General features: G+C 39.3%; 25 protein-coding genes and 2 pseudogenes. 16 read left to right on the top strand and 11 right to left on the bottom strand.

Annotation, left to right across the window (positions count from 1 at the left end; all coding sequences use genetic code 11):
- Positions 1-39: 39 nt before the first annotated feature.
- Positions 40-1,239, top strand: coding sequence for a peptide antibiotic transporter SbmA (gene sbmA / locus IRT38_RS15015; protein WP_004908683.1), 1,200 nt, complete (start codon positions 40-42; stop codon positions 1,237-1,239).
- A 44-nt stretch (positions 1,240-1,283) separates the two neighbouring features.
- On the opposite strand, the gene IRT38_RS15010 is transcribed toward sbmA, so the two are convergent.
- Positions 1,284-1,799: a chromate transporter gene (locus IRT38_RS15010; RefSeq protein ID WP_112987287.1), complete on the bottom strand. Its 516-nt coding sequence runs from the start codon at positions 1,797-1,799 to the stop codon at positions 1,284-1,286.
- Positions 1,796-2,368 (bottom strand): chromate transporter, encoded by a 573-nt coding sequence (locus IRT38_RS15005; RefSeq protein ID WP_194598133.1) that lies wholly within the window; start codon positions 2,366-2,368, stop codon positions 1,796-1,798. The genes IRT38_RS15010 and IRT38_RS15005 overlap by 4 nt, the downstream gene beginning before the upstream one ends.
- Positions 2,369-2,470: 102 nt before the next feature.
- On the opposite strand from IRT38_RS15005, the gene IRT38_RS15000 reads away from it, so the two are divergent.
- Positions 2,471-3,391 (top strand): LysR family transcriptional regulator, encoded by a 921-nt coding sequence (locus tag IRT38_RS15000; protein WP_194598132.1) that lies wholly within the window; start codon positions 2,471-2,473, stop codon positions 3,389-3,391.
- Here IRT38_RS15000 and IRT38_RS14995 read toward each other — a convergent pair.
- A complete protein-coding gene (locus tag IRT38_RS14995; protein ID WP_194598131.1) occupies positions 3,381-4,130 on the bottom strand; it encodes a DUF4850 domain-containing protein in 750 nt (249 codons plus the stop codon). The genes IRT38_RS15000 and IRT38_RS14995 overlap by 11 nt on opposite strands.
- Before the next feature lie 126 nt (positions 4,131-4,256).
- Between IRT38_RS14995 and IRT38_RS14990 the strand changes: the two genes are divergently transcribed.
- From IRT38_RS14990 to IRT38_RS14975, 4 genes are all read left to right on the top strand, one after another.
- Positions 4,257-5,342, top strand: coding sequence for a DUF1176 domain-containing protein (locus IRT38_RS14990; RefSeq protein ID WP_194598130.1), 1,086 nt, complete (start codon positions 4,257-4,259; stop codon positions 5,340-5,342).
- 35 nt (positions 5,343-5,377) lie between these two features.
- Positions 5,378-6,148: a hypothetical protein gene (locus IRT38_RS14985; RefSeq protein ID WP_194598129.1), complete on the top strand. Its 771-nt coding sequence runs from the start codon at positions 5,378-5,380 to the stop codon at positions 6,146-6,148.
- Between the two features lie 122 nt (positions 6,149-6,270).
- A complete protein-coding gene (locus IRT38_RS14980; protein ID WP_194598128.1) occupies positions 6,271-6,792 on the top strand; it encodes a hypothetical protein in 522 nt (173 codons plus the stop codon).
- 192 nt (positions 6,793-6,984) lie between these two features.
- The gene (locus IRT38_RS14975; protein WP_194598127.1) at positions 6,985-8,175 is read left to right on the top strand and encodes a phospholipase D family protein; all 1,191 of its coding nucleotides are present in this window, start codon (positions 6,985-6,987) and stop codon (positions 8,173-8,175) included.
- A 119-nt stretch (positions 8,176-8,294) separates the two neighbouring features.
- On the opposite strand, the gene IRT38_RS14970 is transcribed toward IRT38_RS14975, so the two are convergent.
- Positions 8,295-9,161 carry a metal-dependent hydrolase gene (locus IRT38_RS14970; protein WP_194598126.1) on the bottom strand — a complete coding sequence of 289 codons (867 nt, stop codon included), beginning with the start codon at positions 9,159-9,161 and terminating at the stop codon, positions 8,295-8,297.
- A 112-nt stretch (positions 9,162-9,273) separates the two neighbouring features.
- Between IRT38_RS14970 and IRT38_RS14965 the strand changes: the two genes are divergently transcribed.
- Positions 9,274-9,894, top strand: coding sequence for a TetR/AcrR family transcriptional regulator (locus tag IRT38_RS14965; RefSeq protein ID WP_194598203.1), 621 nt, complete (start codon positions 9,274-9,276; stop codon positions 9,892-9,894).
- Positions 9,895-9,936: 42 nt separating this feature from the next.
- On the opposite strand, the gene gatB is transcribed toward IRT38_RS14965, so the two are convergent.
- Genes gatB through gatC form a run of 3 tightly spaced genes read right to left on the bottom strand, consistent with a single transcriptional unit; the run spans position 9,937 to position 13,252 of the window.
- On the bottom strand, positions 9,937-11,403 hold the full coding sequence (gene gatB / locus IRT38_RS14960; RefSeq protein ID WP_039047141.1) for an Asp-tRNA(Asn)/Glu-tRNA(Gln) amidotransferase subunit GatB: 1,467 nt from the start codon (positions 11,401-11,403) through the stop codon (positions 9,937-9,939).
- The gene (gene gatA, locus IRT38_RS14955; RefSeq protein WP_005402135.1) at positions 11,403-12,881 is read right to left on the bottom strand and encodes an Asp-tRNA(Asn)/Glu-tRNA(Gln) amidotransferase subunit GatA; all 1,479 of its coding nucleotides are present in this window, start codon (positions 12,879-12,881) and stop codon (positions 11,403-11,405) included. Before gatA ends, gatB begins: the two co-directional genes overlap by 1 nt.
- Positions 12,882-12,934: 53 nt before the next feature.
- Positions 12,935-13,252, bottom strand: coding sequence for an Asp-tRNA(Asn)/Glu-tRNA(Gln) amidotransferase subunit GatC (gatC, locus tag IRT38_RS14950; protein WP_004908649.1), 318 nt, complete (start codon positions 13,250-13,252; stop codon positions 12,935-12,937).
- 133 nt (positions 13,253-13,385) lie between these two features.
- Between gatC and IRT38_RS14945 the strand changes: the two genes are divergently transcribed.
- The 6 genes from IRT38_RS14945 (at position 13,386) to IRT38_RS14920 (ending at position 18,143) form a co-directional block, all read left to right on the top strand.
- On the top strand, positions 13,386-14,426 hold the full coding sequence (locus tag IRT38_RS14945) for a rod shape-determining protein (RefSeq protein WP_004908648.1): 1,041 nt from the start codon (positions 13,386-13,388) through the stop codon (positions 14,424-14,426).
- A 17-nt stretch (positions 14,427-14,443) separates the two neighbouring features.
- Positions 14,444-15,301 carry a rod shape-determining protein MreC gene (gene mreC, locus IRT38_RS14940; protein WP_004908644.1) on the top strand — a complete coding sequence of 286 codons (858 nt, stop codon included), beginning with the start codon at positions 14,444-14,446 and terminating at the stop codon, positions 15,299-15,301.
- Positions 15,288-15,779 carry a rod shape-determining protein MreD gene (gene mreD, locus IRT38_RS14935; protein WP_004908641.1) on the top strand — a complete coding sequence of 164 codons (492 nt, stop codon included), beginning with the start codon at positions 15,288-15,290 and terminating at the stop codon, positions 15,777-15,779. The genes mreC and mreD overlap by 14 nt, the downstream gene beginning before the upstream one ends.
- Entirely contained in the window at positions 15,767-16,333 is a 567-nt protein-coding gene (locus IRT38_RS14930) for a Maf family nucleotide pyrophosphatase (protein ID WP_004963819.1), read from the top strand. Before mreD ends, IRT38_RS14930 begins: the two co-directional genes overlap by 13 nt.
- Before the next feature lie 45 nt (positions 16,334-16,378).
- Complete coding sequence (rng, locus tag IRT38_RS14925) at positions 16,379-17,833, top strand: ribonuclease G (RefSeq protein ID WP_004908637.1); 1,455 nt, start codon at positions 16,379-16,381, stop codon at positions 17,831-17,833.
- Positions 17,834-17,969: 136 nt separating this feature from the next.
- Complete coding sequence (locus IRT38_RS14920) at positions 17,970-18,143, top strand: PA1571 family protein (protein WP_004775299.1); 174 nt, start codon at positions 17,970-17,972, stop codon at positions 18,141-18,143.
- 34 nt (positions 18,144-18,177) lie between these two features.
- Here IRT38_RS14920 and IRT38_RS14915 read toward each other — a convergent pair whose 3' ends face one another.
- Both IRT38_RS14915 and IRT38_RS14910 read right to left on the bottom strand, forming a co-directional pair.
- Positions 18,178-19,563 (bottom strand): WS/DGAT/MGAT family O-acyltransferase, encoded by a 1,386-nt coding sequence (locus tag IRT38_RS14915; RefSeq protein ID WP_194598125.1) that lies wholly within the window; start codon positions 19,561-19,563, stop codon positions 18,178-18,180.
- 183 nt (positions 19,564-19,746) lie between these two features.
- A complete protein-coding gene (locus IRT38_RS14910; RefSeq protein ID WP_004950650.1) occupies positions 19,747-20,478 on the bottom strand; it encodes a phosphoadenylyl-sulfate reductase in 732 nt (243 codons plus the stop codon).
- 171 nt (positions 20,479-20,649) lie between these two features.
- On the opposite strand from IRT38_RS14910, the gene thrH reads away from it, so the two are divergent.
- Complete coding sequence (thrH, locus tag IRT38_RS14905) at positions 20,650-21,267, top strand: bifunctional phosphoserine phosphatase/homoserine phosphotransferase ThrH (protein WP_004908629.1); 618 nt, start codon at positions 20,650-20,652, stop codon at positions 21,265-21,267.
- 89 nt (positions 21,268-21,356) lie between these two features.
- On the opposite strand, the gene IRT38_RS14900 is transcribed toward thrH, so the two are convergent.
- Both IRT38_RS14900 and IRT38_RS14895 read right to left on the bottom strand, forming a co-directional pair.
- Positions 21,357-22,586, bottom strand: coding sequence for an OmpP1/FadL family transporter (locus IRT38_RS14900; RefSeq protein ID WP_004908628.1), 1,230 nt, complete (start codon positions 22,584-22,586; stop codon positions 21,357-21,359).
- Positions 22,587-22,844: 258 nt separating this feature from the next.
- On the bottom strand, positions 22,845-24,407 hold the full coding sequence (locus IRT38_RS14895; protein ID WP_194598124.1) for a long-chain fatty acid transporter: 1,563 nt from the start codon (positions 24,405-24,407) through the stop codon (positions 22,845-22,847).
- 488 nt (positions 24,408-24,895) lie between these two features.
- Here IRT38_RS14895 and kdpA point away from each other — a divergent pair.
- Together kdpA and IRT38_RS14885 are read left to right on the top strand one after the other, a co-directional pair.
- Positions 24,896-26,598, top strand: a pseudogene (kdpA, locus tag IRT38_RS14890) (potassium-transporting ATPase subunit KdpA).
- Positions 26,599-26,611: 13 nt separating this feature from the next.
- Positions 26,612-26,801: pseudogene (locus IRT38_RS14885) on the top strand (hypothetical protein); the annotation flags it as partial.

Here is a 26,801-nt window from a genome sequence, read left to right as displayed (position 1 = left end):
TCGACGTCATCAGTAACACCACAAGGATTGTTAAACACGATGTTTAAATCATTTTTTCCTAACCCACGCCTTTTTTTTATATCGGTGATTGTATGGTTAGCGCTCAACATGCTGCTTTGGTACACAGGTGGGCATGGATGGGGAGAGTACTTGGGTTTTCCGAAAGGTTATGCTGAAGCTGAATTACCGATTGGCGTGAGTCGTTTTTGGTCCGCAGCCTTTATTTGGTTCTATATTTGGTTTTTAGTATCAACAGCATTATTCGCTGCCTTTTGGCGATTTTTATCTGATAATAAATGGCAAAAGTGGTCGATTTGGGGATCGGCATTCATTCTGTTTAATATCTGGTTTGGTGTTCAGGTGAGTGTTGCGATTAACGCATGGTATGGTCCATTCTGGGACATGATCCAAAAAATGCTCAGCGATGGTGGTGGTGACATCAATGATCTTTACAAAGGCACTTTGACCTTTCTTTATATCGCGATGGTGGCAGTCACATTTGCAGTCATTAATGCATTTTTTACCAGTCACTACGTATTCCGTTGGCGCACAGCAATGAATGAATACTACACCGCCAACTGGGATAAGCTGCGACATGTAGAAGGTGCGTCACAGCGTATACAAGAAGATACCATGCGCTTTGCGACCATCATGGAAGACTTAGGGGTGGAGTTAATTAAGTCAGTGATGGTACTAATCGCATTCTTACCTTTGTTGTTCCAAATCTCGCAGAAAGTTCCAGTCTTACCGATTGTGGGAGAAATTGAACATTCTTTGGTGTGGGCGGCTGTTGTATGGGCGATTGCTGGTACAGTTATTCTAATGTTAGTCGGGCAGAAACTTCCTGGTTTGCAATTCAATAATCAGAAGGTTGAAGCTGCTTATCGTAAAGAGTTAGTCTATGGTGAAGACCATGAGAATCGTGCTGATCCTGTTACGTTAAAAGAGTTATTTAGTAAGGTACGAGTCAATTACTTTAGACTTTACTTTCATTATGCCTACTTTAACTTAGTGGCAATTTGGTACAAGCAACTCGATATTTTATATAGCCTTGTCGTATTATTCCCTGCGATCGCATCTGGAAAAATGACGCTTGGTTTGATTAACCAAATCAGTAACATTTTTGATAAAGTCCGTGAATCATTCCAATACTTGATCAGTTCATGGAAAACCATTATTGAACTATTATCGATTCATAAGCGTCTAAAAGCTTTTGAATCAATTCTTGATAAGGACTAAATCCTACAAAGAAAAAACCTGCTTCGTGCAGGTTTTTTTATCGATTAAAGTAGACAAATTCCTAATCCAGCACCTAATGCCATGACCCACAAAGGATGCACTTTTTTAAACATCCCAAGAATTGCAGTCAAGATCACAATTAAGATCAGTAAGGCATTTTGTGCAGAAGCATCTGCAATTAGCCATGCACTGACTAAGACTAAACCGACTGTAATTGGCTTTAAGGCTTTTTCAAATCTTGCTCGTAAAGGATGGTCCTTAAAGCGTTGCCAAAATTTAAGCACATACACTGTGATAATAGATGATGGACCAAACTTCGCTAAGGATGTAACCAATAGGCCCGCTGGACCAGCGACATGCCAACCAACTAGCGGCACGATCATCATATTGGGGCCGGGTGCAGCCTGTGCCATTGCAAAAAGCGAACTAAATTGTTCCGCAGTCATCCATTGATGTACGGTTACAACTTGATGCTGCATTTCAGGAAGGATGGCATTACCACCACCAAAAGCCAGTACAGAGAGTTGTGTAAAGACGATCACTAATGTCCATAAGATCATGATTTTTTCACTCCAAGTACCAACAAATTAATCGCAAGTAAGACAAATAAAGTTAGTGCTAAAGGAAGTTTGATCAGCAACATAAATACCAAGGTCAATGCAATCGTCAAAACAGTGAGATAGCTTTTTAAAATGGGGCGTAACATTTTAAATCCTGTGGTAAACAATAAGCCAGCTGCAGCTGCCGCTAGTCCTTGGATCATGTGTTGTACTGCAGTTAAATATTGGAAATGCTCATATACTTGGTAAATGATCAAGACAATCGCTGTCGGCGCTGAAATTAAGCCCAGTACAGAACTGATTGCACCTTTAATACCTTGGAATTCCATGCCAATCGCAACTGACATATTGATAATATTACCGCCAGGAAGTAACTGACATACGCCAAGTAAATCGGTAAATTTTCCTTCATCTATCCATTTTTTATCTTCAACAATAATGCGATGGGCTAAGGGTAGTACCCCACCGAATCCCATTAATCCTAACTGCATAAATCCCGTAAATAATGCCTTGCAATCAGGCGCTTCTGATACTGGTTCACGCTCTATTGATATTGCTTCGGCTTTCATCGGGACACCTCCTCATCTCTTTTACTCATGATAGGATGGTGGAATAGTGGTATATTTACAAATGCTATTTTTTACATCATCTATACTTTTAGGGTATGTTTAATGGATATTCATAAGCTCCAAGCATTCGTTGCTGTGGTTGAAGAAAGTAATATTTCAAAAGCCGCTGTTCGTCTGCATATGCAACAACCACCATTAACTCGTTTAATCAAAAGTTTAGAAGAAGAACTCAATACCGCTTTATTAAAACGTTTACCTCGTGGTGTAGAAGTTACAGAAGCAGGAAAGGTCTTATATCAAGAAGCGATTACAATTTTGGCACATGCCCAGTCAATTCCTAAAAGAGTCAGAAATATTGCACAGGGTTTAGAAGGGCATATCAATATTGGCTTTACCAATTCAGCAGGATTACATCCATTTTTACCTGCGTTGTTACGCCAGTTTCGTGAAGAGTTTCCTGCTGTGGCCATTCATTTAGAAGAAGACAGCAGTAGTGCATTAACAGATGCGGTGATCAATGAAAAATTAGATATAGTATTTCTACGCAAGCCAGCGCCCATTCATAAAGATGTGCAAAGTCTTCATGTCTTGGATGAACCGCTGATCGTGGCTTTACCAAGCAATCATCCATTGGTAGAAAAAAACGGTGCGATTCGCTTACTTGATCTAGAACCATATGAATTTGTACTTTACCGCCGTTTAGCAGGGCAAGACTTATTCGATAATATTTTGGCAAATTGCTATCAGGCAGGTTTTAGCCCGAATATTGTCCAAGAAGCCCCACGTTTGACGTCAAGTCTCAACCTCATCGCAGCAGGGATTGGGCTTTCAATCGTGCCAGCCTCTATCCAAGACTTTTGGAATAAGCAGATCATCTATCGGCCTTTAGAAGCCAAGAAACCGTGTATTGCACCGATCTATGGAATTTATCGAAGGAGAGGCAACAACATTCGTATCGAACATTTTTTACATTTACTCAAAGCGAGCCAAGTATTAGAAAATGCGTCTACTACTAATGCGTAAAGTGATAGAAGTTTAAAATTGGTCCAACCAAATGCTGTTGTGATTTACCCAAAGTGACTTTGATTTCTCTAAAATTAAAATCACCATCATCAATATATTTGGCTACACCGTGCGTTTTATAGCTCAAGTTAGGCACTTGATAACTAAAGAAAGCAACTTGTTTAGATGGATGTACGATATTGATTAATTTGTGTCGATCTTGATAGCCACCATATTCGTATTCCAGACTTTGTTTGAGCAAATTCGGAAAATAAAGCGTGGCATAAGGCATACCGCAACCCACACAAACTGAAGAATCATAAAGTTCAATCGCTTGTTTTTGGTTTGGACTCATTAGTAAGGCTGAGCCAGTTCCATTGGCTCCTGCACTTGCCTGAACATCTTGCCAATCTTTAGGAACGAGAATGACACCAAGCTCAGGCAAAGCAACCAGTTTGAGTTGTGATGCATGTTCAGCTTTCAACTTAAAATTAAAATGACAGCTTTTTGCGCTACATGATTTAAAATCTTTTAATAAGCCATCATCCACAGGGTGAAGTACGGTTACACCATAAAAAGGCACTCGAACACCATTAGAAAAAGAAGCTTCACCGAGAGGATAAATTTGATTTTCAGTTTTACGTTCTTTTGCACTGTTGGAAAATTGAGGAAAAGTTGCTTTAAAGATCGTTATTTCAGCATGAATGCTTGATGAGAATAGACCCATTAAAATCGTAGAAAATAAAACTGTTCTTTTCATTCTTAAAATTTGGTCAAATCAACATGGTTTGAATCTTTTATCTTCTGCAATAATATGATTTAAGACAAGGGTGCCGTAGTCATTTAAACGCTTTACCATACTTTATAAAAATACGAGTGATAAAAAATGAATCCGATGAAAAATATACTTTCTGTTTGCTGTTTTGTGGCGCTAAGTTGTCCTGCTTTTGCGCAGGAAATCAAAGGAATTTCATTTTCACATCAGGATTGGGAAATATATTGTACCAATACAGGAACATGCCGAGCAGCAGGCTATTCGGATGAATATAGTTATGAGGCTATTGAGCCAGCATCACTCTTACTGACACGTAAGGCTGGAGCAAAGCAAGTCGTCAGTGCTGAATTTGCGTTAGGTAATTTGGAGCAAGAATCTCTATCTCCAGCTAAACTTAAAAATTTACGTTTTTATGTGAATGGAAAAGATTTAGGGCAAGTGACTGTTGATGGTGCCGACTTCCCAATCATGGGAAAACTCACTACCGCTCAGGTCAATGCATTGCTGCAACAAGCCAAACAAAAGACTGATATTGTATTTAAAAACACCAATGTCCAATGGCGTATCTCTGATGCAGGCATGACTGCTGCATTGTTGAAAATGGATGATTTTCAAAAGCGAGTCGGTACGGTTGGGGCACTAATTAAACAAGGCAAAGCTGATGAATCAAAAGTGTTATCTGCTCAACCCAAACTCACAGTGAAACAAGTAAAAACCTCAGATCAGCCATATTTAACTTTAGAACCAACACATAAACGTTATACCGCCATTCACCAAATCTTAATGGCTGCTCAACCATCACCCAAAGAAGATGATTTCTGTAATGGACTTTATGATTACGATTCTGATGGATCGAAACCCCAAGCAATTCAATTTTACAAACTCACAAATCATAAAGTTTTGGCGATGACCATCTGTTGGCGTGGAGCGTATAACGAAGGATATGGTGCTTGGGTGTTAGATGAATCACTCACGGGTAAAGCAACTTTTGTGACGGAACATGCCTCGGATTTTTATGAAGGTGTAATTCAGAGTGCTCAAAAAGGTCGTGGCATCGGGGATTGTTGGTCAAGTGATGAGTGGGTATGGGATGGTCAGAAATTTGTACATACCAAAGATATGTGGACAGGCATGTGTAAAGGGCTTGCTGCGGGCGGTGTATGGGAGCTTGATAAAATCGAAGCCGTTGTAAAATAAAGCGTTACATCAATAAAATAGCCTAAGGAAATATCATGCTGAATAATAAAATTCATTTAAGTGGGCTGATTTTAACGGTTTCATTTAGTTGTTTTAGTTCTTCAATTTTTGCTACGCAATTGCAGATATTAGAGTTTAAAAAAGGGAAACTGAGTCAGGTTGAGCAAACGCAAATATGTGAACAACTTAAAGGTGTTTGTACACAGCAAGCGCAATGGCGCAGTTTAAAAACAGTAGATCAAAATCTATGGTTATTGTCAGGAAGTGATATTGCGCAATTTCATCTATCAACAACTGGACTGAAATTATCTCATCAATGGCATATGCAATTAGCACCCTCTGAGGAAATGGCAAGGACTAGCCAATATATTTTTCCTAAACTATTTCCAATGACTGAAAACCGTTATGCGATTGCACAGATTGATACCTTTTCAGAAATGTATTCAGGTGGTGGTGCAGGGATTGAGCGTGCTAATTTTTATGAGTTAAAGGATTCAGGGCAGATACATCGCTTTATTGAAAATTATCCTTTTAGTTTTAATCGCATGATTCGTGCGTGTTTCTCTGAGCGGGATTATGAAACTTCTAAAGGGAAATGCCACGATGAGGATAGTTTGAGTCTAGATATTCGTCCGCTTAAGCCGATGTTGTGGCAATTCCGTTATCGTTATAGTTTAGAAGTATCACCAGCATCAGATTCAGGTGAAAAATCATTTAAGGGTAGTCGCAATCTCAATATTGATCTAAACAAAGCGCCAAAGCAGCCAAATATTCCTGCACATTGGGATTATCAAGGACAAGGTTAAGTTCGAGTTTTACATTTTGCCTAAGCTTTAAAGCTTTGGGCTTACGCAATTTACAGCGTCATAACAGATGATCTATCGAGGACATGCTACAAAGAGACAGATTGCATTTTGGAACTGCGCTTATGTCTCGTGTTTATATTTCTGCTCGCCTTAAATTTTCTCGTTTAATTCGTTCTGAGATCATTGCTGCAGCTGTATTGGGGACAACGCAAATAGCTATAGCAGGGCCAACCGTCGATCAACTCAGTGATTGTTTGGTGAAAGCCACGACAGCTACGGATAAGACAACGGTGTTGCAATGGACGTTTACGGCTTTAGCGGCACATCCTGATTTAAAGGGTTTTAGTAGTGTCACGCCTGAACAGAAGAATCAGTTAGATCAGAAATTGGCACAGGTTTTACAGCGTGTGATTGTGGAGCAGTGTTCGACTCAGACTAAGGCGGTGATTCAGGCTGAGGGGATTCAAGCGGTTGGTGAGGCTTTTCAGCAGTTAGGTCAAAGTGCAGGTGAGGATATTGTCAAAGACCCAGCGGTAAGACAGCAGTTGCAAGGCACGTTACGTTATATTGATTTAAATAAATTGGTTACGACTTTTTTAACACCTGATATTTGGAATAAGTTGGGTGTGTTAAGAGGGGAGTAATTCTAAAAAGCAGAGGCTTTTGATCTGGAAGATTCATTAGCTTAAGTGAGTTCTATAGATTTGTCACAATACTATTTTTTAATTTTTGATAGTTTTTATATAATCTAGGATAACTAAGGATAAAATTTTACTTTTATTTTTATATAAATTTTGTGATAGTACTAATCCGTATAAAGTAATAATAGAGTAAAAATGGAATTGTTATTAGATTCAAAAAAATTAACAAAAACTTTCGAAAATCTAATCAATGATTGTGAAAAAATATTCTTTGCAACCGCATGGGCAACAGATAAACATGATGTATTTGATTGTTTGGTTGAAAATTCACATAAGATTTCGTTGGGAGTGGTAGGATTACATTTTTACCAGACCAGTCCAAAATTTATAGAAACTTTTATGCATAATGAAAGAGTATATTTTAAAAAAACAGTTTCAGGGGTTTTTCATCCTAAAGTATTTATATTTAAATTTAAAAGAAACTATAAAGTTATCTTAGGTAGTGCAAACTTTACAGCGGGGGCATTTAATTTTAATGATGAAATATCAGTATTATTAGAAATGAGTGAACATGAAGAAAGTTTGACTAAACTATTAGAAAAAGTATTGGAATACAGTAAGAATAATGAAAAAATTACTAATGAATATTTGAAGCTTTATAAAGAAAAATATAAGGTTCAAAAGGTAATGAGCTCCTTACTAAAAAATTTAAAACACCAAAAGCAAATAAATATATTAAGTTCCTCATTACCTCAAGAAATTTCTTTGAATATGTCATGGAGAGATTTTAAAAAAGAAGTTGAGAATGATTTATATGATGGATTTAATAAACGTTTAATTTTATTGGATGAGATTAAATTTTTATTGAAAAAAGACAAATTTGGTAATTTAGATAAAGATGAAAGGAAGCTCATAGCAGGTATGAAGGGCAATCTTCCATATGATTCAGGATGGTTTGGATCATTAGAAGGGGCGGGTTTTATGAAAAATGTAGTAAATGAACATGCAGATTTAATCGCAAAAGCTTTAAATGCTATTCCAACTGAAGGGAACGTGTTGAAGAGGCATTTTTCTCAATATATTAAATACTTTAATGAAGCGTGTGAGGGACAACAAAAAAAACCACAAATTGCAACTTATACCCGCTTTTTAGCGGTTATGCGACCAGATTTTTTTGTTCCAATCAATAATAAAAACGAAGTGAGACTTCGGAAGTCTTTAAATTTAAAGGTAAAGATAAATGTGGATAACTATTGGGACATAATACAAAAAATTCATCAAACAGAGTGGTATAAATTTGAAGTTTCGAAAAACTCTACTGATTATAATTTATGGTCAAAAAGAGCAGCAATGTTGGATGCTATATATTATAGTCATGAAAGTTAATAGAAAACCCGCTCTAAAGCGGGTTTTTTATTGAAATTAGATCAATTTAACAAAAGCAGTTTTTCATCAATTATTTCATCTGCTCAATAATACATTTAGGGCTTTTTTCTTCTTTAAAATTAGCTTCTAAGCGCATTTTTTAAAATACCATTTTCTCCAAATAATTTTTCACGGTATTCGGCTTCAAGTTGTTCTGTCTGCATATCCAATGGATTGAAATGTTGATCTCTGACATCAAGCATTTCGATAAACGTGCGAGAAAAAATACCTAAACGATTCACACCACCAAATGCCAAATAAAATGCATCTTTCAGTTCTTTGGCTGAAAACTTAATATCCTTACGTTTTAAAATCTGAATCCAATAATCAAAGGTGATTGGCGCAATAAAGCGAGCTACCCGAATCAAAGCAATTCTTCGATTTCTAACCGTATTACCACCAATCGCTTTCAGCGCATCAAAAGCAACAGATTTATGCTCCAGCTCTTCCAGCGCATGCCATTCCCAAAGATTTCGACTTTCTTGTGTGGTTTTCTGTTTGATTAACGGATCAGTCAACAGCAAGCGAGCAAGAGTAGCAGTGAAATGCTCCATCACTACAGTCGCCGCTAATTGCTCAACTTTGGGAAGTTTACGAAATTTATCCAATCTTGCTTTGGTTAAGGCTTCGATTTCGACTACTTCTGGATAATTTGATTGAATCAGATGCTCATTGAGAGATCTATGTTCGCGACTATGAAAAGCTTCTTGGGCAATAAAATTACGAATATCTTCAAGCAATTTTTCATCCGTAATTTGATCACGAACATTACGTACGCTCTCGATGAAGAACATTTCGCCCGGTGGAAACATCGCAGATAAAACTACAAAAAGAGAAGTCACAATAGAATTATCTTCATAGTAAAAAGAAAACTTCTTGTTTTTGTCTAAAGGAATAATCACATTGCGACGGACGATTCGTTGTAGAGATTTTACTGATATATTCATCTTTTTTCCTTGTCATCTGTAGAAGATAATTTGAACAAAATTTAGTATGTATATAGAATCTATCAGTGAATTTATACGGAAAAAAGACGGATTTAAGGATGAGGTTTTTATAATGGTAACTATAAGAAAACCAAAACAAAGTAGGTCTAAAAATACTTATAGGTCTATAGTTGATGCAGGATTTATATCAGTAAAAAATAATGGATTGGATCACACTACCGTGTTGAAAGTTTGTGAGATTGCGCGTGTAGGTTCTGGAAGCTTTTATGAATATTTTAAAAATAAAGAAGCCTTGTTTGTAGAGATGCAACAACACTTTATCGCTGAGCTTGCTAAAGTCATTTACGAGGTCATTCCAACTATTCAGGAAATGGAAATTCCTGAAGCAATTCGATCTATTTTTTTACATATTGGAGAGTTTTTAGCAGCGGATGAGAATAAATATTTTTATTGGCTGAGCGTTTCAAGTAAATACAGTACCGAAGCCAGTCATGTAAAAGCAGTCAAGGTGATCAATACATTAGCGATTGAATACGCGGTGAAACATCCTGAGGTATTGAGAATAAAAAATCTAAAAATGATGGTTTATATTTTAATTAATTCTAGTGTCGCATTGACGATGAATTTCTTTTCATCTCAAAATATGGGTTTTACTTTTGAAGAATTAATTGATTGTCTGATTGATATTACAATGTCCTATATTGATGATGATCGTAATAAGTTAAAAAAATAAAAAACCCGCTCTAAAGCGGGTTTTGTTAGAAATTAGATCAGTTTAACCAATCAATTTCTTCATTAATTCATTTACTTGAGCAGGGTTAGCTTTACCTTTTGCAGCTTTCATGACTTGACCAACCAGACCATTAAAGGCTTTTTCTTTACCAGACTTGTACTCTTCAACCATTTTTTCATTGGCTGCAAGTACTTCTTTGATAATCGCTTCAATCGCGCCTGTATCAGTTTCCTGTTTCAAGCCTTTCTCAGCAATAATCTCGTCCGCAGATTTGCCTTCGTCCCACATAAAGCCGAATACTTGCTTCGCGATCTTACCGTTAATTGTGTTGTCCACAATACGTGCGATCATACCGCCAAGTTTTTCCGCAGATACAGGAGAATCAGCCAAATCTAAGCCTGCTTTGTTTAAAGCACCTGAGAATTCACCCATCACCCAGTTTGCTGAAACTTTACCTTGTTTCGCACCGCCAGCAGCAGCTACAACAGCCTCGTAGAAGTCTGCCATTTCGCGTGACAGCGTCAATACATGTGCATCGTATTCAGTCACGCCGAAGTCAGCAATAAAGCGCTCACGACGTGCAGCAGGCAATTCTGGCAGGGCAGCGCGTGCCGCTTCGATTTGCTCATTTGAAATGATCACTGGTAACAAGTCAGGGTCAGGGAAGTAGCGATAGTCGTTCGCTTCTTCTTTTGAACGCATTGAGCGAGTTTCCATCTTGTTCGGATCGAACAAACGAGTCTCTTGATCAATCTCGCCGCCGTATTCCAAGATTTCCATTTGGCGTTCAATTTCAACATTGATCGCTTGCTCAATGAAACGGAATGAGTTGAGGTTTTTCAACTCACAGCGTGTGCCAAAAGGTTGACCTGGACGACGCAATGATACGTTACAGTCGGCACGGAATGAACCTTCTGCCATGTTCCCGTCAGAAATACCTAACCAACGCACAAGGGTGTGAATGGCTTTGATATAAGCAACTGCTTCTTCAACGGAACGCATATCAGGTTCAGACACGATTTCAAGTAATGGTGTACCTGCACGGTTTAAGTCAATTCCTGACATCCCTTCGAATTGGTCATGAATTGATTTACCTGCATCTTCTTCAAGATGAGCACGAGTCACACCAATGCGTTTTACAGTGCCATCCTCAAGTTGGATGTCGATATGACCTAAACCTACGATTGGATTGTCCATTTGGCTGATTTGATAGCCTTTTGGAGAATCTGGATAAAAGTAGTTCTTACGTGCAAATACTGATGCTTGATCGATATACGCATCGATACCTAAGCCAAAGCGAATTGCAAGATCAACGACTTCAGCATTCAATACAGGTAATACACCCGGCATCGCCAAATCAACAAGGCTGGCTTGTGTATTTGGGTCTTGACCAAATTCAGTTGATGAACCAGAGAAGATTTTAGACTTGGTCGCCAACTGCGTGTGGATCTCAATCCCGATAACGACTTCCCAACCGTCAATTAATTTCAACTTTTGAGCTTCAGCCATTATGCATTCTCCTCAGCAATTGCCGCACGTTTGGTATGCCAGTCTGTGTTTTGTTGATATTGATGCACAATCGAAAGCAATTGTGATTCTGACCAGTAGTTACCAATCAACTGTAAACCTACAGGCAAGCTGTCTTTATCAAAACCTACAGGTGCATTGATGGCTGGTAGACCCGCCAAGTTCACAGCAAGGGTATAGATATCGCCTAAGTACATTTCAGTTGGACTGAGGTTCGCACCGATTTTGTACGCAGTCGTTGGTGCAGATGGCGCTGCAATCACATCGACATTTTCAAATGCTTTGAGGAAGTCTTGTTGGATTAAACGACGTACTTTCTGTGCTTTCACATAGTACGCATCGTAGTAACCTGCAGACAGGGCATAAGTACCGATCAAAATACGGCGTTGTACTTCAGCACCAAAACCTTCTGAACGTGAACGTTTGTAGAGGTCTAAAATGTCTTTTGGATTTTCACAACGGTAGCCATAACGAACACCATCGTAACGTGACAAGTTTGATGAGGCTTCTGCAGGTGCGATCAAATAGTAAGTCGGTACATAGGCTTCAGTCATGTTGAGATCAATCTCAACCAAAGTTGCACCCATTTCCTCAAGCTTTTTCAATGACTCTTCAACACGGGCTTTCACGTCTGCATCCAAACCAGCGACATTGAAGTATTGCTTTGGAATACCGATGCGTAAACCTTTCACCGCTGTACCATTTAGGTTAGCAACGTAGTCATCGACTTCTTTGTCTACAGAAGTTGAGTCTTTAGCATCATGACCAGCAATCACATTCATCAAATATGCACAGTCTTCTGCTGAGCGTGCCATTGGACCACCTTGATCCAATGATGATGCATACGCAATCATACCAAAGCGAGATACACGGCCATAAGTCGGTTTTAAACCAGTTAAGCCGCAGAATGAAGCAGGTTGGCGAATAGAACCACCTGTATCAGTACCCGTCGCAATAGGCGCTAAATCTGCTGCCACAGCTGCTGCAGAACCGCCTGATGAACCACCTGGAACATGATCTAATGCCCAAGGGTTACCTGTCGCACCAAAGTACGAGCTTTCAGACGTTGAACCCATAGCGAATTCATCCATATTCACCTTACCTAAAGTCACAAGACCTGCAGCCTTAGCTTTAGCAACCACAGTTGCGTCATAAGGTGAAATGAAGTTATCGAGCATTTTTGAACCCGCAGTGGTTTTGATCCCTTGAGTACAAAAAATATCTTTATGAGCAAGTGGAATGCCTGCGAGTGCATGTGCATGACCTGCTTTCAAGGCAGCATCTGCGGCATCCGCTTCTGCTAAGGCTTGTTCTGCTGTAACCGTCACATAACTCTTTACTTTTGCGTCAATTTTGGCAATACGTTTTAAATAATGTTCAGTCAATTCACGTGACGAAAATTGGGCTTGTTTTAAGCCTTCAGAGAGTTCACGGATGGATAAGCGATGTAAATCTGTCATATGAAAAATTTCTTTACATTCTAAATATAAAATATGAGTTAATTGAATAGAAATTATTCAATTACGCGAGGGACAAGGTATAGACCTGCTTCTGTAGCAGGGGCTACAGCCTGATATTCATCACGATGATTCGTTTCGGTGACCACATCGGCACGTAAAGGCTGAGGATTGTCAAATGGGCTCTTTAAAGGCTCAACATTATCGGTATTAATGCCTTTTAAGCTTTCCATCATACCAAGGATTTTATTTAAACTTTCAGCATATTCAGTAGATTGCGAGTCGCTTAGTGATAAGCGAGCAAGGTGCGCGATTGCTGAAACGGTCTGTGCATTTAAGTCCGTTGTCTGCTGAGCATCAGATGATGTAGACATAACTTTACCTAATTCAGTATCAAAAAATTGCAAAATATCGTGCGTTATAATAAGCGATTGACTTGTTCAAAGCATCACATTTCGTTAAAGTTGCCACCTTGCATCCATACAAAGTTTAATTGAGAACGCCCCCGTGATTCTAAAACGACTAATTGGCCTGTTTTCGCCGGATTTAGCCATTGATTTAGGTACTGCAAATACACTTATTTATGCACCAGGCCGTGGCATTATATTAAATGAACCAACTGTGGTGGCAATTCGCCATAGCGGTTCGCAAAAAATTGTTGCTGCTGTTGGTCTTGATGCTAAACAAATGTTAGGTCGTACACCAGCGAATATATCAGCAATTCGTCCTATGAAAGACGGTGTAATTGCTGATTTCGAAGTAACTGAAACCATGTTGAATCAGTTCATCGGCAAAGTACATGAAAAGCGTTTGTTCCCACCTGCGCCACGTGTTGTGGTGTGTGTGCCATGCAAATCAACTTTGGTTGAGCGTCGTGCGATCCGTGAAGCAGTATTTAATGCTGGTGCTCGCGATGTACGTTTGATCGAAGAGCCAATGGCAGCAGCGATCGGTGCAGGTATGCCAGTTGAGCAAGCATGTGGTTCGATGGTTGTAGATGTAGGTGGTGGTACCACTGAAATCGCAATTATCTCGCTACAAGGTTGCGTCTACGCAGATTCACTTCGTATTGGTGGCGATGTATTTGATGAACAAATCATTAATTATGTTCGTAAAGCACATGGTTGCGTGATTGGGGAAACAACGGCTGAAGTCATCAAGAAAGAAGTCGGCATGGCTGTAACAGATGGCAAAACACTTGAAATCGAAGTACGTGGTCGTAACTTGGCTGAAGGTGTACCTCGTGCTATCACTGTAACTTCTGATGAAATTACCCAAGCGATTGCTGATCCATTACAAAGCATTGTAAGTGCAGTTAAATCAGCTCTTGAACAGACACCTCCTGAACTTTCTTCGGATATCGCAGAGCGTGGTATCGTGTTGACTGGTGGTGGTGCATTGCTTCGCAACTTAGACAAGCTTCTTGCTCAAGAAACTGGTCTTCCAGTTGTTGTTGCAGAAGATCCTTTAACTTGCGTGACACGTGGTGGCGGTAAAGTTTTAGAATTCTTTGATAATCCAAACCATGACATGCTTTTTGTTGGCTAAATCATAAGGACTAGGCGGTGCAACCGAATCTTTTTTCAAGACAACCGCCATCTTTTCGCTCATTTGTCATTGCGGTAATTACATGCTTGGTTGTGCTGTTCTTTGACTGGCGCATGCCTTATGTGATTCAACCTGCAAGGGATGTCTTGTATGCCGCGTATAATCCAATTTATGCGCTGGCAAGCTATCCTGTACTGTCGAGAGAATGGCTTAACCAACAAACCAAATCTGAAGCCCAATTGCGCCGTGAAAACACCGCAATGCAAGCTGAACTTCTACAAGCTCAAGTTCGATTACAGAAACTATCTGAACTCTCTGCGGAAAATAACCGTTTAAGAGGACTTTTAGATACGCCATTAATTATTGATGGGCGTATGCAGATCGCAGAAGTGATTGGAACAGATGCTGATCCATTACGTCACATTATTATTATCAACCGTGGTTCTGTTGATCATCTAAAAGTTGGACAAACAGTTTTGGATGATAAAGGGATTATGGGGCAGTTGGTTGATGTCTATCCGCATAGTTCACGCGTCATGTTGCTTTCCGATAAAGAACATTCATTGTCTGTTCGCTTAGAGCGTACGGGGATGCGTGCGATTGTTTCTGGTAAAGGCGATTTAGGGCAACTCAAAATGGATTATGTCCCAACCAGTGCCAATATTAAAATCGGGGATAAGGTCTTTAGTTCAGGTTTAGGTGAACACTTTCCTGCGGGTTATTTAGTTGGAACAGTGTCCAAAGTGAGTCGTCATACATCGGGTGAATTCGCTGAGATTGGTGTTCAACCAGCAGCACAATTGGCCAGTGGTCATCACGTCGTTATTCTGTTTTCAGAGTCTTTAGCGAAGGAGCAACCTTATGCCGATCGCTAGACTAAATTATGAGAAACGAAAAGATCCACTTTGGATGATCATTATTTCGATTTTGATTGGATCAGTACTGCTCATCTATCCAATTTCATACGAAGCAGCGGGTTGGCGCCCGCCAATCATGATGATGATCATGTTGTTTTGGATTCTTTATCAGCCTGTTTGGTGTGGAGTGTGGTTTGCGTTTGCAATTGGGATTTTTACTGATCTATTGCTCGATGCACCACTGGGATTGAACGCACTTAGTTTTGTGTTCATTACGTTTGGAACACGTTATTTTATTCGCGAAAGACGTATTCTCACTTTTGGCAATTCATGGGTAATTGCGATACTTGCGATTATCGCGCATTTGTTGTTTTTATGGATTAGTCAGACTATTTCAGGTACTCATTTCTCAATTGCTCGTCATTGGCAACCTATTTTGACCACAACTTTGGCATGGCCTGTTGTGTATTACTGTTTACATAAATGGCGAATATAATTCTTGCGTCAAGCTCGCCTCGACGGCAGGAGCTGTTAACACAACTGGGCTTGGACTTTAAGGTTCATAGTCCCGATGTGGATGAGACGGTTTATCCTGATGAAAGCGTTAAGTGTTATGTTGAACGCTTGGCTCGTGAAAAAGCCCAAGCTGTTTTAACTCTGTATCCTGATGCAATTGTGATCGCTGCTGATACCAGTTTGAGTTTTGCAGGTAAAATTATTGGTAAGCCTGATTCAAAACAGCATGCTTTTGAGATTTGGACTCAGTTATCAGGTCAATGGCATGACGTATATTCAGGCATATGTGTTGCATCTCGATCTAAAATGTTAAGTGATGTGGTGCGTACTCAGGTTGAATTTATGCAGCTTAGCTCAAGCGCAATGGAAGCGTATTGGGACACGGGTGAACCTATAGGTAAAGCAGGGGCATATGCTATTCAAGGTATTGCTGCGCGATTTATTCCTCAAATAAGAGGAAGTTATAGCAATGTTGTGGGTTTGCCTTTACATGAGACAGCACAGTTATTAGAAAGCGTTAAGGCATTTGGCTAATACACTTTCGGGTATAAGAATTTTTATAAAAGTTTTGAGTTGGTTATGGCAGAAGAATTGCTGATTAATGTTACGCCGATGGAATGTCGTGTAGCTTTAATTGAAAACGGTACAGTAAACGAGTTATTTGTCGAACGTACTGTGAAACGTGGTCTCGTGGGGAATATCTATAAAGGTAAAGTTGTGCGTGTGTTACCAGGCATGCAAGCTGCTTTTGTGGATATTGGTTTATCTCGTACAGCATTTCTACATATCAACGACATGGTTTGGCCGCGTTCACAGCCTACGCCAAATGTTTTCGAGCTTTTGCATCCTGGACAGACCCTTACTGTTCAAGTGATGAAAGATATGTTGGGGACTAAAGGCGCGCGCCTGAGCACTGATCTTTCAATACCTTCTCGTTATTTGGTTTTGATGCCATATGGGAATCATATTGGTGTATCGCAACGCATTGAACAAGAAGAAGAGCGTGATCGTTTGCGCGGTATAATTGAGCATATTCAGACTGAACATAAACTACCCGGTAGTGTGATTGTACGAACCGCAGCAGAAGGTGTGGATGAAGCCTCAATTGCTCAGGATATGTGTTATCTGAGTAAATTATGGGAATTTATTCAACGCAAACAAAAAGAAGTTTCTACACCAGAGCTGATATTCGAAGAACTACCTCTACCTCAACGTATTGTTCGTGATTTAGCTAGCGATGAAACTGCCAAGATATATGTCGATTCACGGGAAATTCATGGCAAGTTGAGTGAATTTGTCCATGAGTTTGTGCCTTCTATTGAAAACCGCTTAATCCATTATCCTGGTGAAAAACCGTTATTTGATTTATATAACGTTGAAGAAGACATCCAAAAAGCATTACAGACGCGTGTCGCATTGAAGTCTGGTGGTTATTTGATGATTGACCAGACGGAAGCGATGACCACGATCGATGTAAATACTGGTTCGTATGTAGGTGGTCGTAGTTTAGAAGACACTGTATTTAAAACCAATATGGAAGCAACACAGGTAATCGCACGCCAACTTCGTTTGCGTAATCTGGGTGGTATCATCATTATTGATTTTATTGACATGCAAGAAGCCGAGCATCGTGCCGAAGTCATGCGACAGTTTGAGAAAATGCTAGAGCGCGACCATGCTAAAACCAAAATTACTCAGGTTTCTGAGCTTGGTTTGGTTGAAATGACGCGTAAAAGAACACGCGAGTCTTTAGAACATTTGCTTTGTGAATCCTGCCCAACTTGTCAGGGGCGTGGATATGTGAAAACAGCAGAGACAGTGTGTTACGAAATATTTCGAGAAATTCTGCGCTATGCACGTGCTTTTGATTCGAAGAGTGGCTTTACTGTTGTTGCGCATCCAGCAGTAATTGACCGACTTTTAACAGCAGAAGCCCCAGCCGTCGCGGATTTAGAGCATTTTGTGAACCGCGTCATAAAATTCCAAGTTGAAAATTTATATACGCAAGAGCAATACGATATCATTTTAAGCTAAAGTTGTAACAAGATTTCGCTTAATCCTTGTTACAACTGAAATTTTACTTTCTATCACGAATTTTAAATACTAGAACCATAAGATTAGCCATAGGCATCTTCGGATGTCTTAGCCAACAATAATGAGGTCTATAATTATGAATGTAAGTGAAAGATTAGTGAACCACGGTTTTAAACATGTTTTGGACAGTAACCCAGTTAATACATGTTACATGGTGGATAGCCAAGGTAAAGAAGTACAGATCACAACTGCGATGATTCGATCAGCCTGCCATCAGCTTTTACAGCGTTGCAGAACGATTAAAAAATAAGGGGCAATTTAAAGCCCCTTAATTTTTTTCAGGTTTAACCTTCAGCTGCCTGTTTAGGCAAACTCAAAATTGCAGCTTCAAAGCGTTGAATTTCGTCCTCTAAATGCGTAAGAAGTGTCTGCATTTTAGGTACTGTATTACGACATGCAATCAAACCTACTTCTAACTTATCTAAATAACTTGTCATCGTAATATTTAGTGCTTGGCCATCCATGACGATTGAAGCCGGGTAGAGCGCATCCAATTTTGCGCCATTCCAATATAATGGTTCACGTGGACCTGGTACATTCGAAATCACTAGATTAAATGCCTGACGTTTCGGTAACATTCCTGAAGCGATGTTTAAACCTGCTGGACCATATACCAATGCACTATAGTTCAGGATTTCATTTGCAGTCATGCGGTTAAAACGCTGCTTTGAATTCTGTACGCTACGGCGAATAATTTCTAAACGTTCAATTGGGTCTGCAATATGAGTGGCTAGGTTTGCCAAAATCATGGTAATACGATTGCTGAAATCAGAATCATCAGTACGCAATGAAGCAGGAACCATCGCAATCAAAGGTTTTTTCGGTAGGCTGTCATGAGCAATTAAATAGTCGCGTAACGCGCCTGAACAAATTGCTAACACCACATCATTTAAGGTAACTCCAAGCGTTTTTGCAATGTTTCGGAAACGGCTGAGCTCAAAAGATTGTGCGGCAAAGCGACGAGATGAACTAACACGTTGGTTTAAAATCGAAGGTGGGGCTTGGAACGAAGACACGTAATCAGGATTTTTACCGCGTTCTTTAAATACCGTTTGAGACAGCTCCTGAAGAACTTTAGGAGTGATTTCGAGTTGTGATTGAATTCCTTTCATCAATCCTTTTATTTTTCCTGATGCAGGTGTTTTTGAACTTTTTAAGCGTTTAGTTCGTTTACTTTCAACACACCATAACGGTACCACATGCTTTTCATTTGGATCTTTAGATAATGATTTTTCAATTAGACGCATACCCGCTACGCCATCGACCATCGCATGGTGGATTTTGAAATACATTGCAAAGCGATTGCCTTCAATGCCTTCAATAATATCACATGTCCAAAGTGGCTTAGCGCGATCAATCAATGAGCTATGCTGTTGTGAAATATAAACTAGTAATTCACGAATACGGCCAGGGTTGGGTAGGGCGATATGGCGGAAATGGTGGTCAATATCAAACTCTGGATCTTCTCCCCAAAAAAGACCATTGAGCTGATTATTGAACGGTGGCACAGGAATGCTTTTGGATTGACGGATATCTTGAACAAGATCATGCACGAATGTCGGAGATGCATTTTCTGGGATTTCAAATAAAAATAATCCCCCTACATGCATAGGTTGCTGTCTTTTCTCTAGTGAAAGAAAAATAAAATCAATAGGGTGTAATGGGCGCATAGCAGATATAGCCTCTCATTGCATTTTTTCTAAGATACTCTTGGAGCTCTTAATTAGAATTATTGAACCGTCAAACTAAGTATATACGATTTGTTCTGGTTAAAATATGACTTTGTACACAGTAGGCAATAAAAATAAAACCACTGATGAATCAGTGGTTTTAGTTATTAATCTCGTGATTTTTTATTTTTTGAGATTGCCTGCATGAAGCCCGCATTCTTTGTGGGTCGCTTCTTCCCACCACCAACGACCTTCACGTTCGTGTTGGTTCGGGAGAACTGCGCGTGTGCATGGCTCACAACCGATGGAAATAAAACCACGTTCATGTAGTGGGTTGTATGGAATTTCCATCATGCGGATATAACTCCACACATCGGCACTTGACCAGTTTGCAAGTGGGTTATATTTGATAAGTTGTTTACCTTCACCTGAGAACCCAACGTCAGCTTGAACTACAGGTACATCACTACGTGTCGGGCTTTGATCTTTACGCTGCCCTGTAATCCAACCATCTAAAGTCGCTAATTTTTTGCGTAGAGGTTGTACCTTGCGTACACCGCAGCATTCTTGATGACCATCTTCAAAAAAACTAAATAGCCCTTTTTCATTGACCAATTGTTGCACTGCAGCAGATTCGGGAAAACAAATTTCAATATTGATATTATAGTGTTTACGGACTGTTTCGATGAATTGGTAGGTCTCTGCGTGCAAACGGCCCGTATCTAAACTGAAAACACGAAAAGGTTTGCCAATTCGAGATGCGATGTCAATGAGAACCACATCTTCTGCACCTGAAAATGAAATAGCAATTTCACCTTCTTGACTCAAGGCTAATTCTAAAATTTCTCTTGGTGATTTATCTGCATATTCAGCAGCGAGCGCATCTACATGGTCAATAGTCGGAATAACAGTCATGAATGTTCCTGGCGATAGGCTTGGGCACAATTGTAAATCATTCTAAGCAAAACCGTTTGCTTGCTTTCGACTTTAATCTTGCAGAATAAAATCGTTTTCTTCAACAACAGCGCAAAAGTGAAAATGTTAATGGTATGATACAGCAATTTTTAACCAACATTGGAAGCATTCATGGAAATCGTATGCCTAGATCTTGAAGGGGTGTTAGTTCCGGAAATCTGGATTAATTTTGCAAAAAAAACAGGGATTAAAGAGCTCGAGGCGACCACACGTGATATTCCAGATTACGATGTCTTAATGACTCAACGTTTAAACATCCTAAAAGAGCACGGTTTAGGATTAAATGATATTCAAGAAGTGATCGCAGACATGGGACCTTTTGAAGGTGCAAAAGAGTTTGTTGAATGGGTACGCACACACTTTCAATTGATTATTCTGTCAGATACATTCTATGAGTTTGCACATCCATTGATGAAGCAGTTAGGCTGGCCGACAATTTTCTGTCATAAGCTTGAGACAGATGAAAATGGCATGATTACGGCTTATAAATTACGTCAACCTGATCAAAAGCGTCAGGCAGTAAAAGCATTACATGGTTTGAATTTCCGTGTGATTGCAGCTGGTGATTCTTATAATGATACGACAATGCTTGGTGAGGCTGATCACGGTTTCCTGTTCGATGCACCAGCAAATGTGATTGCTGAATTCCCGCAATTTCCACCACTTCATGGTTATGAAGCATTGAAACAGGCGATTCGTTCTGTATCACAACGTAATATCCCTGAATAATCGATTTCCCTCAACTATCTTTTGAATATGTTGTGGAAAATTAAAAGATAAAAGGCGCTTAAATAGCGCCTTTTATCTTGAATCAATAATTAAAATTTATAACCAATTTTCATACCATAAGCGATGGCGTCATTATTCTCAAATTCAGCAACATAATTCGGTGTATCAAACTGAGAGCCTGATTGTGCTTTGGCATCACCCAACCAAAAATATTTTACTCCACCAGCAATAAAGTAGTTGGGAGCAGGGCTATATTGGATACCTAAACCAACATTCCAATATCCTTCTGTTGGTCCTAATGTGGTCACAGGGTTACCTGCACCTGAGTCCCAACCAATCGATACATTACCTGCCCAATGATCATTCACTTTACGACCTACACCAGCAGTAATTGAGTATTGATCTTCTGTATAGGCTACTAGATCAAAACCATCTTTTTTACCTGTTGCTGCAACAATTGGTGGTAATACAGAAGCGGCACCGAACTTGTATGGACGAATCGCAAAATCTTTCCAGTTCACCCAACGTAGGTTGGCGAATGCCACTGTATTTTCCATAATGCCTGTCTGGAAATCAAAGTTCACTGATTGAGGTGTGGTGATTTCAGTTGTGCCTTCAGAATTATTAATTTTATTTAAAATAGCATCAAAACCAGCATTGCCCGTCATTCCCGCAATACCATGGTTTTCATAAGCATTCATCTCATGCTTGATTTTAGCGCGGTAAGTGATCGAGGCTTTGAGAGCAATTTCGGGGATTTGATATGCTGCACCTGCTAACCAGCCTACCGCCTCATCCTTACCTGTTTTAAAATCATAGCCACTATAAGCGCTATAACTCGTTCCACGTAATAGGACTGTACTGTCTAGTGTTTGGTAAACTGCACCAGCATAAAGATTCCAGTTTTGGTTAGGTTGAAAACCAAATAATAAATTTAAATTTTCAGTATCAACAGTAACTGATGTACCACCTTTGAATGGTAGGGGGCGACTTTCAATGAAATTACTTTTTCCTTTATATTCTGCATCAGCACCATAGGGTTGATCATAAATTAGTCCGACTGAGAGTTGTTCAGTGGCTTGAATCTTTAATGCAGCATGTGGAGAGTAGTAATGATTTGCCATATTACCAGTATTGTTTTGAGAGGTATCCTGACCTGTAACATTTGGATCAAGTACTGTTAGACCTGCTTCAAAATAATTATTGGGTTGTAGGAAGGGTGCAATCGACTGACCAGAGCGGTCAAGTGCAGCTGCAAATGTTGAACCTGCTGGAACCGTACACAAAAGAATAGCTTTAGTAATAGCATGAAGCTTCATTAAAAATGTCTCGCATTTCAAGATGGAACTAGAAAGGAGCGCAAAGTAACATAATTTTTTTCAATGCAAATATTGTACAAATGTCAATAAATGAACTGCTAAAGTCATGAAAGATGCTTGAGTTAAATAATTAATTTTGATTGTATTTTTATAGTTAATATTTTACTGATTTATTTTTTCTATATTTGTATTTACGTGATAATGGTAGGTATAAAAAAGACCATCACAAGGATGGTCTTTTTGTTTATATATTTTTGATTAGAAGCGGTAGCCCATTTTTAGACCGTAAGCGATTGCATTGTTGTCTTCAAATTCAGCAACAAAGGTGTTGTCGCCAGCTTGTGCACCAGTTTGTGCTTTAGCATCGCCTAACCAGAAGTATTTTACACCACCAGCAATAAATGTAGCTGGCGTAGGGCTAAATTGAACACCTAATCCAACGTTCCAATAACCTTCTGTTGGACCTAGAGTCGTTACAGGATTACCAGCCCCTGAATCCCAACCGACTGATACATTTCCAGCCCATTGTTCAGAAAGTTTACGACCCACACCCGCATTTACAGACCATTGGTCATCCGAGTATTCAACAAGGTTAAAACCATTTGGACGGTTAACAAGTGGACCGACTGCTTCAGATACTAAACCAAATTTGTAAGGGCGAATTGAAAAATCTTTCCAATTTACCCAACGAACATTCGCGAATGCAACAGTATCCGCCATGATCCCACTTTGTAAATCAAGGTTAACAGATTGTGGGGTCGTGATTTTAGTCTCACCACTTGCAGCGGCAATATTTGCAGCAGCAGCAGCTCCACTTGGCCCCAATAGCGCTAATGCGGGAAGCGTTGGGATACTTTCATTAATGTTGACATCGTGGTCTATTTCAGAACGGTAAGTTACAGATGCTTTAAGTGCGATTTCTGGAATTTGGTATGACACACCTGCTAACCAGCCAAGAGCACCATCTTCTGGAATATCAGCATCGTAGCCATTGTAAAGAGAGTAGGCTTGACCACGCAGAGCAAGTTTACCTTTAATGGTTTGGTAAACCGCACCACCGTAAATATTCCAATTTTTGTTTGGTTGGAAGCCAGCGATGAAAGATAGATTTTGACTATCTACTTCCACCGAAGTGCTTCCTGTACCTAATAAACCATTTGCACCAGCTAAACCAGCGTCTACAGCAGCAGTTACGTTGTTAGTTACAGCAGTTGTTGCAGCTGTCGTGATCGCATTGGTTACACCAGCGGTAATAGCTGCCATAGCATTCGCATTAGCACGAACAGCCTGTTCAGCGGTTGCTTGATCAGGTGCTTGACCACCAGCAACTAATTGAGCAGCTTGTTGAGAAACCTGAGCATTTACGCCATTAGTCAAATTAGCCGCTAGAGCACCATTAATTGCAGGCTGAAGATTTGCTGCGATTTGTGCATCAATTGTATTTTGACGCAAACCAGCCAAAGTTGCAGGCGGAAGAATCGTATTGGTAGCATTTGAAACAAAGTTATTAGTGCCAGTGTAAGTTGCATTAGCACCATAAGGCTGGTCATACAAAAGACCAAATGAGAAATGTTCTGTTGGTTGTAATTTTAAAGCTGCGCTAGGAAAATAATAGTCGCCAGCCATATCGTCAATTTTATTACCAGATGTATCTTTACCCTCTACAGTTGGGTCGAGAACCGAAAGACCAGCTTCGAAGTAGTTACCTGGTTGTAAAAAAGCAGAAATTGATTGACCAGAGCGATCTAGTGCAGCTGCAAAAACTCCAGTTGCAGGTAGCGTTGCTAAGATCATGGCAGTGCTAAGATGTTTTAATTTCATTTTAAATCTTTCCTTGAATTTCAAGATTTTTTAAGTAAAGAAGCTATGATTGGCACGCCAAACTGATTATTAAATGTATTTGGCTATAACTTCATGTAACAAAAATACCATAATTAGAATAAGAGTAAATATTCTAAATGAACTATCCAGTACGAATGATTGCATGAAAATGGATAAAAAATGCTATAAATAATTATATACATATGTGTTCTTATTGATAATATGATGAAATATATAAAGTTTTAGTTTGAATTTTCGTACTCAAATAATTGCATTTTTGCAAAAAAAAATTTTTATTAGGTCAAAGATTTTTTGTAAAAAATTAGATTCTATCTACATAATTTGTCATATATGTGCAATTTCTCTGATCAAATAATTTTTCATATAAATTTTACAGAAAATTTACGCGGTTCACTTTTTCTAACATAGAGAATTTACGCAGTCAATTTCCATACTAGTGCTGACTTATTTTTTAAATGGCATGTGCTATGTGGGAATTTATTTCCGTATTTATCCTTGCATTGATTTTAGCCTATCCATTAGGACGCTATCTTGCAGATGTGATGCAAGCTCAACCAATGAAAAGCGATCGTTTCTTTAAATGGATCGAACAACCAATTTATCCCATTTTGAACGTGAAACAAGTGGGTATGAATTGGCGACAATATCTTGCTGCATTTATCCTCAGTAATCTTTTGTTGTTGGGTATAAGTATAGCGATTTTAATGACGCAAGCTTGGTTACCGTTGAATCCAGATCGTATTCCAAATATGAATTGGGATTTAGCAGTACACACAACGATATCATTTCTAACCAACACCAATCAACAGCATTATTCAGGACAGGCTCAATTGTCTTATCTGTCGCAAATGACTGTGATCGTTGGTTTGCAATATTTATCTCCAATTATGGGTTTGGCTTTGTTAACAGCCATGTTAAGAGCTTTATTTTTACAGCCCAAAGATCAAGCTTTGGAAAATATTAAATCCAAAAATGCGTCACAGATTAATCTTGGAAATTATTGGATGGATATGATCCGACCATTATTCAGATTCTTTATTCCTTTGGGTTTAGTTTTTTCTCTATTACTGACTTTTCAAGGTGTGCCATCTACACTTTCTGCTGGTCCAACTGCGCAAGTTTAGATCGAAGCACTGAAGTTCAGACCCAGCATATTCCTCTTGGACCTGTTGCACCGATGGTGGCGATCAAGCAATTAGGCAGTAATGGTGGTGGTTGGTATGGTCCAAACAGTAGTGTACCTTTAGAAAATCCAACGCCATTATCAAATGTGCTGGAGATGCTTGCGATCTTACTGATCCCAATGTCAGTTGTGTTTATGCTTGGTCGTTTTGTGCAACGCAAAAAATTAATGTGGATGATTTTGGGCACAATGTTGTTGATGTCATTTGTTTCTACATTATTCACTTTGTGGGCTGAAATATCCTCCTTGATGCCTAATGTTGCATTAATGGAGGGTAAAGAAGTCCGTTTTGGAGCTGAAGCCTCTGCATTATGGGGAAGTTTAACCACACAGGTGAATAATGGTTCGGTCAATATGATGCATGACTCAGCTTCACCATTAACGGGTTTGGTTGAGCTATGCAATATGCTGATCAATGCCATTTGGGGTGGGATTGGTTGTGGTCTATTACAATTTTTTATCTATCTATTTTTAGCTGTATTTATCGCGGGTTTGATGACAGGTCGCACGCCTGAATTATTTGGACGAAAAATTGAAGTCACTGAAATTAAGTTATTAGAATTGGTCATTCTTTTACAACCAGTGCTGATTCTTGGTTTAACTGCAATCGCCATCGCTTTCCCATCTTTAACAGGTAATTCGAATCCTGCATCGCATGCTATTAGCCAAGTCTTTTATGAATATGTGTCTGCGTTTGCCAATAATGGTTCTGGTTTTGAAGGCTTAGCCGACAACACTATATGGTGGAATCTAAGCACCAGTGTTGCGTTATTAGCAGGTCGTTATAGCGTACTGATCATTCCAGTTTTAATTGCAGTCAGCCTAGCAACCAAACCTAAAGCAGATGAGAGCAAGGGTTCATTACAGATTGAGTCGTCTACATTTGCGCTGACTTTAATCGGAATTGTACTGATTTTAACGCTATTGCAATTTATGCCAGTGTTGGTAATTGGACCAATTGCTGATTATTTATCTGTAAAGATTTAGTGGAGCAAGCACCATGAATCACTCTAATGCGACACAAATGGATATCTTGAATAAAGAAATTATTCAGCAAACCTTTTATAAATTATTACCACAGCATGCCTTTAAAAATCCTGTGATGGCATGTGTATAGATTGGAACAGTGTTAACCATCGTAGCAACGTTGATGGGTAGCACCAGTTTTGGATTTGGTATTTTACTGGGGA

Origin of the sequence: Acinetobacter sp. SK-43, from assembly GCF_015351505.1 — a bacterium.
Taxonomy (GTDB): Bacteria; Pseudomonadota; Gammaproteobacteria; order Pseudomonadales; family Moraxellaceae; genus Acinetobacter; species Acinetobacter junii.
Note: the sequence above shows the minus strand (reverse complement) of the source record. Positions and strands in the feature narration are given on the sequence as shown.

Coding starts and splice junctions, on each gene's coding strand:
- sbmA (WP_004908683.1), top strand. CDS start 40: ATGTTTAAATCATTTTTTCCTAACCCACGCCTTTTTTTTATATCGGTG.
- IRT38_RS15010 (WP_112987287.1), bottom strand. CDS start 1,799: ATGATCTTATGGACATTAGTGATCGTCTTTACACAACTCTCTGTACTG.
- IRT38_RS15005 (WP_194598133.1), bottom strand. CDS start 2,368: ATGAAAGCCGAAGCAATATCAATAGAGCGTGAACCAGTATCAGAAGCG.
- IRT38_RS15000 (WP_194598132.1), top strand. CDS start 2,471: ATGGATATTCATAAGCTCCAAGCATTCGTTGCTGTGGTTGAAGAAAGT.
- IRT38_RS14995 (WP_194598131.1), bottom strand. CDS start 4,130: ATGAAAAGAACAGTTTTATTTTCTACGATTTTAATGGGTCTATTCTCA.
- IRT38_RS14990 (WP_194598130.1), top strand. CDS start 4,257: ATGAATCCGATGAAAAATATACTTTCTGTTTGCTGTTTTGTGGCGCTA.
- IRT38_RS14985 (WP_194598129.1), top strand. CDS start 5,378: ATGCTGAATAATAAAATTCATTTAAGTGGGCTGATTTTAACGGTTTCA.
- IRT38_RS14980 (WP_194598128.1), top strand. CDS start 6,271: ATGTCTCGTGTTTATATTTCTGCTCGCCTTAAATTTTCTCGTTTAATT.
- IRT38_RS14975 (WP_194598127.1), top strand. CDS start 6,985: ATGGAATTGTTATTAGATTCAAAAAAATTAACAAAAACTTTCGAAAAT.
- IRT38_RS14970 (WP_194598126.1), bottom strand. CDS start 9,161: ATGAATATATCAGTAAAATCTCTACAACGAATCGTCCGTCGCAATGTG.
- IRT38_RS14965 (WP_194598203.1), top strand. CDS start 9,274: ATGGTAACTATAAGAAAACCAAAACAAAGTAGGTCTAAAAATACTTAT.
- gatB (WP_039047141.1), bottom strand. CDS start 11,403: ATGGCTGAAGCTCAAAAGTTGAAATTAATTGACGGTTGGGAAGTCGTT.
- gatA (WP_005402135.1), bottom strand. CDS start 12,881: ATGACAGATTTACATCGCTTATCCATCCGTGAACTCTCTGAAGGCTTA.
- gatC (WP_004908649.1), bottom strand. CDS start 13,252: ATGTCTACATCATCTGATGCTCAGCAGACAACGGACTTAAATGCACAG.
- mreD (WP_004908641.1), top strand. CDS start 15,288: ATGCCGATCGCTAGACTAAATTATGAGAAACGAAAAGATCCACTTTGG.
- IRT38_RS14930 (WP_004963819.1), top strand. CDS start 15,767: ATGGCGAATATAATTCTTGCGTCAAGCTCGCCTCGACGGCAGGAGCTG.
- rng (WP_004908637.1), top strand. CDS start 16,379: ATGGCAGAAGAATTGCTGATTAATGTTACGCCGATGGAATGTCGTGTA.
- IRT38_RS14920 (WP_004775299.1), top strand. CDS start 17,970: ATGAATGTAAGTGAAAGATTAGTGAACCACGGTTTTAAACATGTTTTG.
- IRT38_RS14915 (WP_194598125.1), bottom strand. CDS start 19,563: ATGCGCCCATTACACCCTATTGATTTTATTTTTCTTTCACTAGAGAAA.
- IRT38_RS14910 (WP_004950650.1), bottom strand. CDS start 20,478: ATGACTGTTATTCCGACTATTGACCATGTAGATGCGCTCGCTGCTGAA.
- thrH (WP_004908629.1), top strand. CDS start 20,650: ATGGAAATCGTATGCCTAGATCTTGAAGGGGTGTTAGTTCCGGAAATC.
- IRT38_RS14900 (WP_004908628.1), bottom strand. CDS start 22,586: ATGAAGCTTCATGCTATTACTAAAGCTATTCTTTTGTGTACGGTTCCA.
- IRT38_RS14895 (WP_194598124.1), bottom strand. CDS start 24,407: ATGAAATTAAAACATCTTAGCACTGCCATGATCTTAGCAACGCTACCT.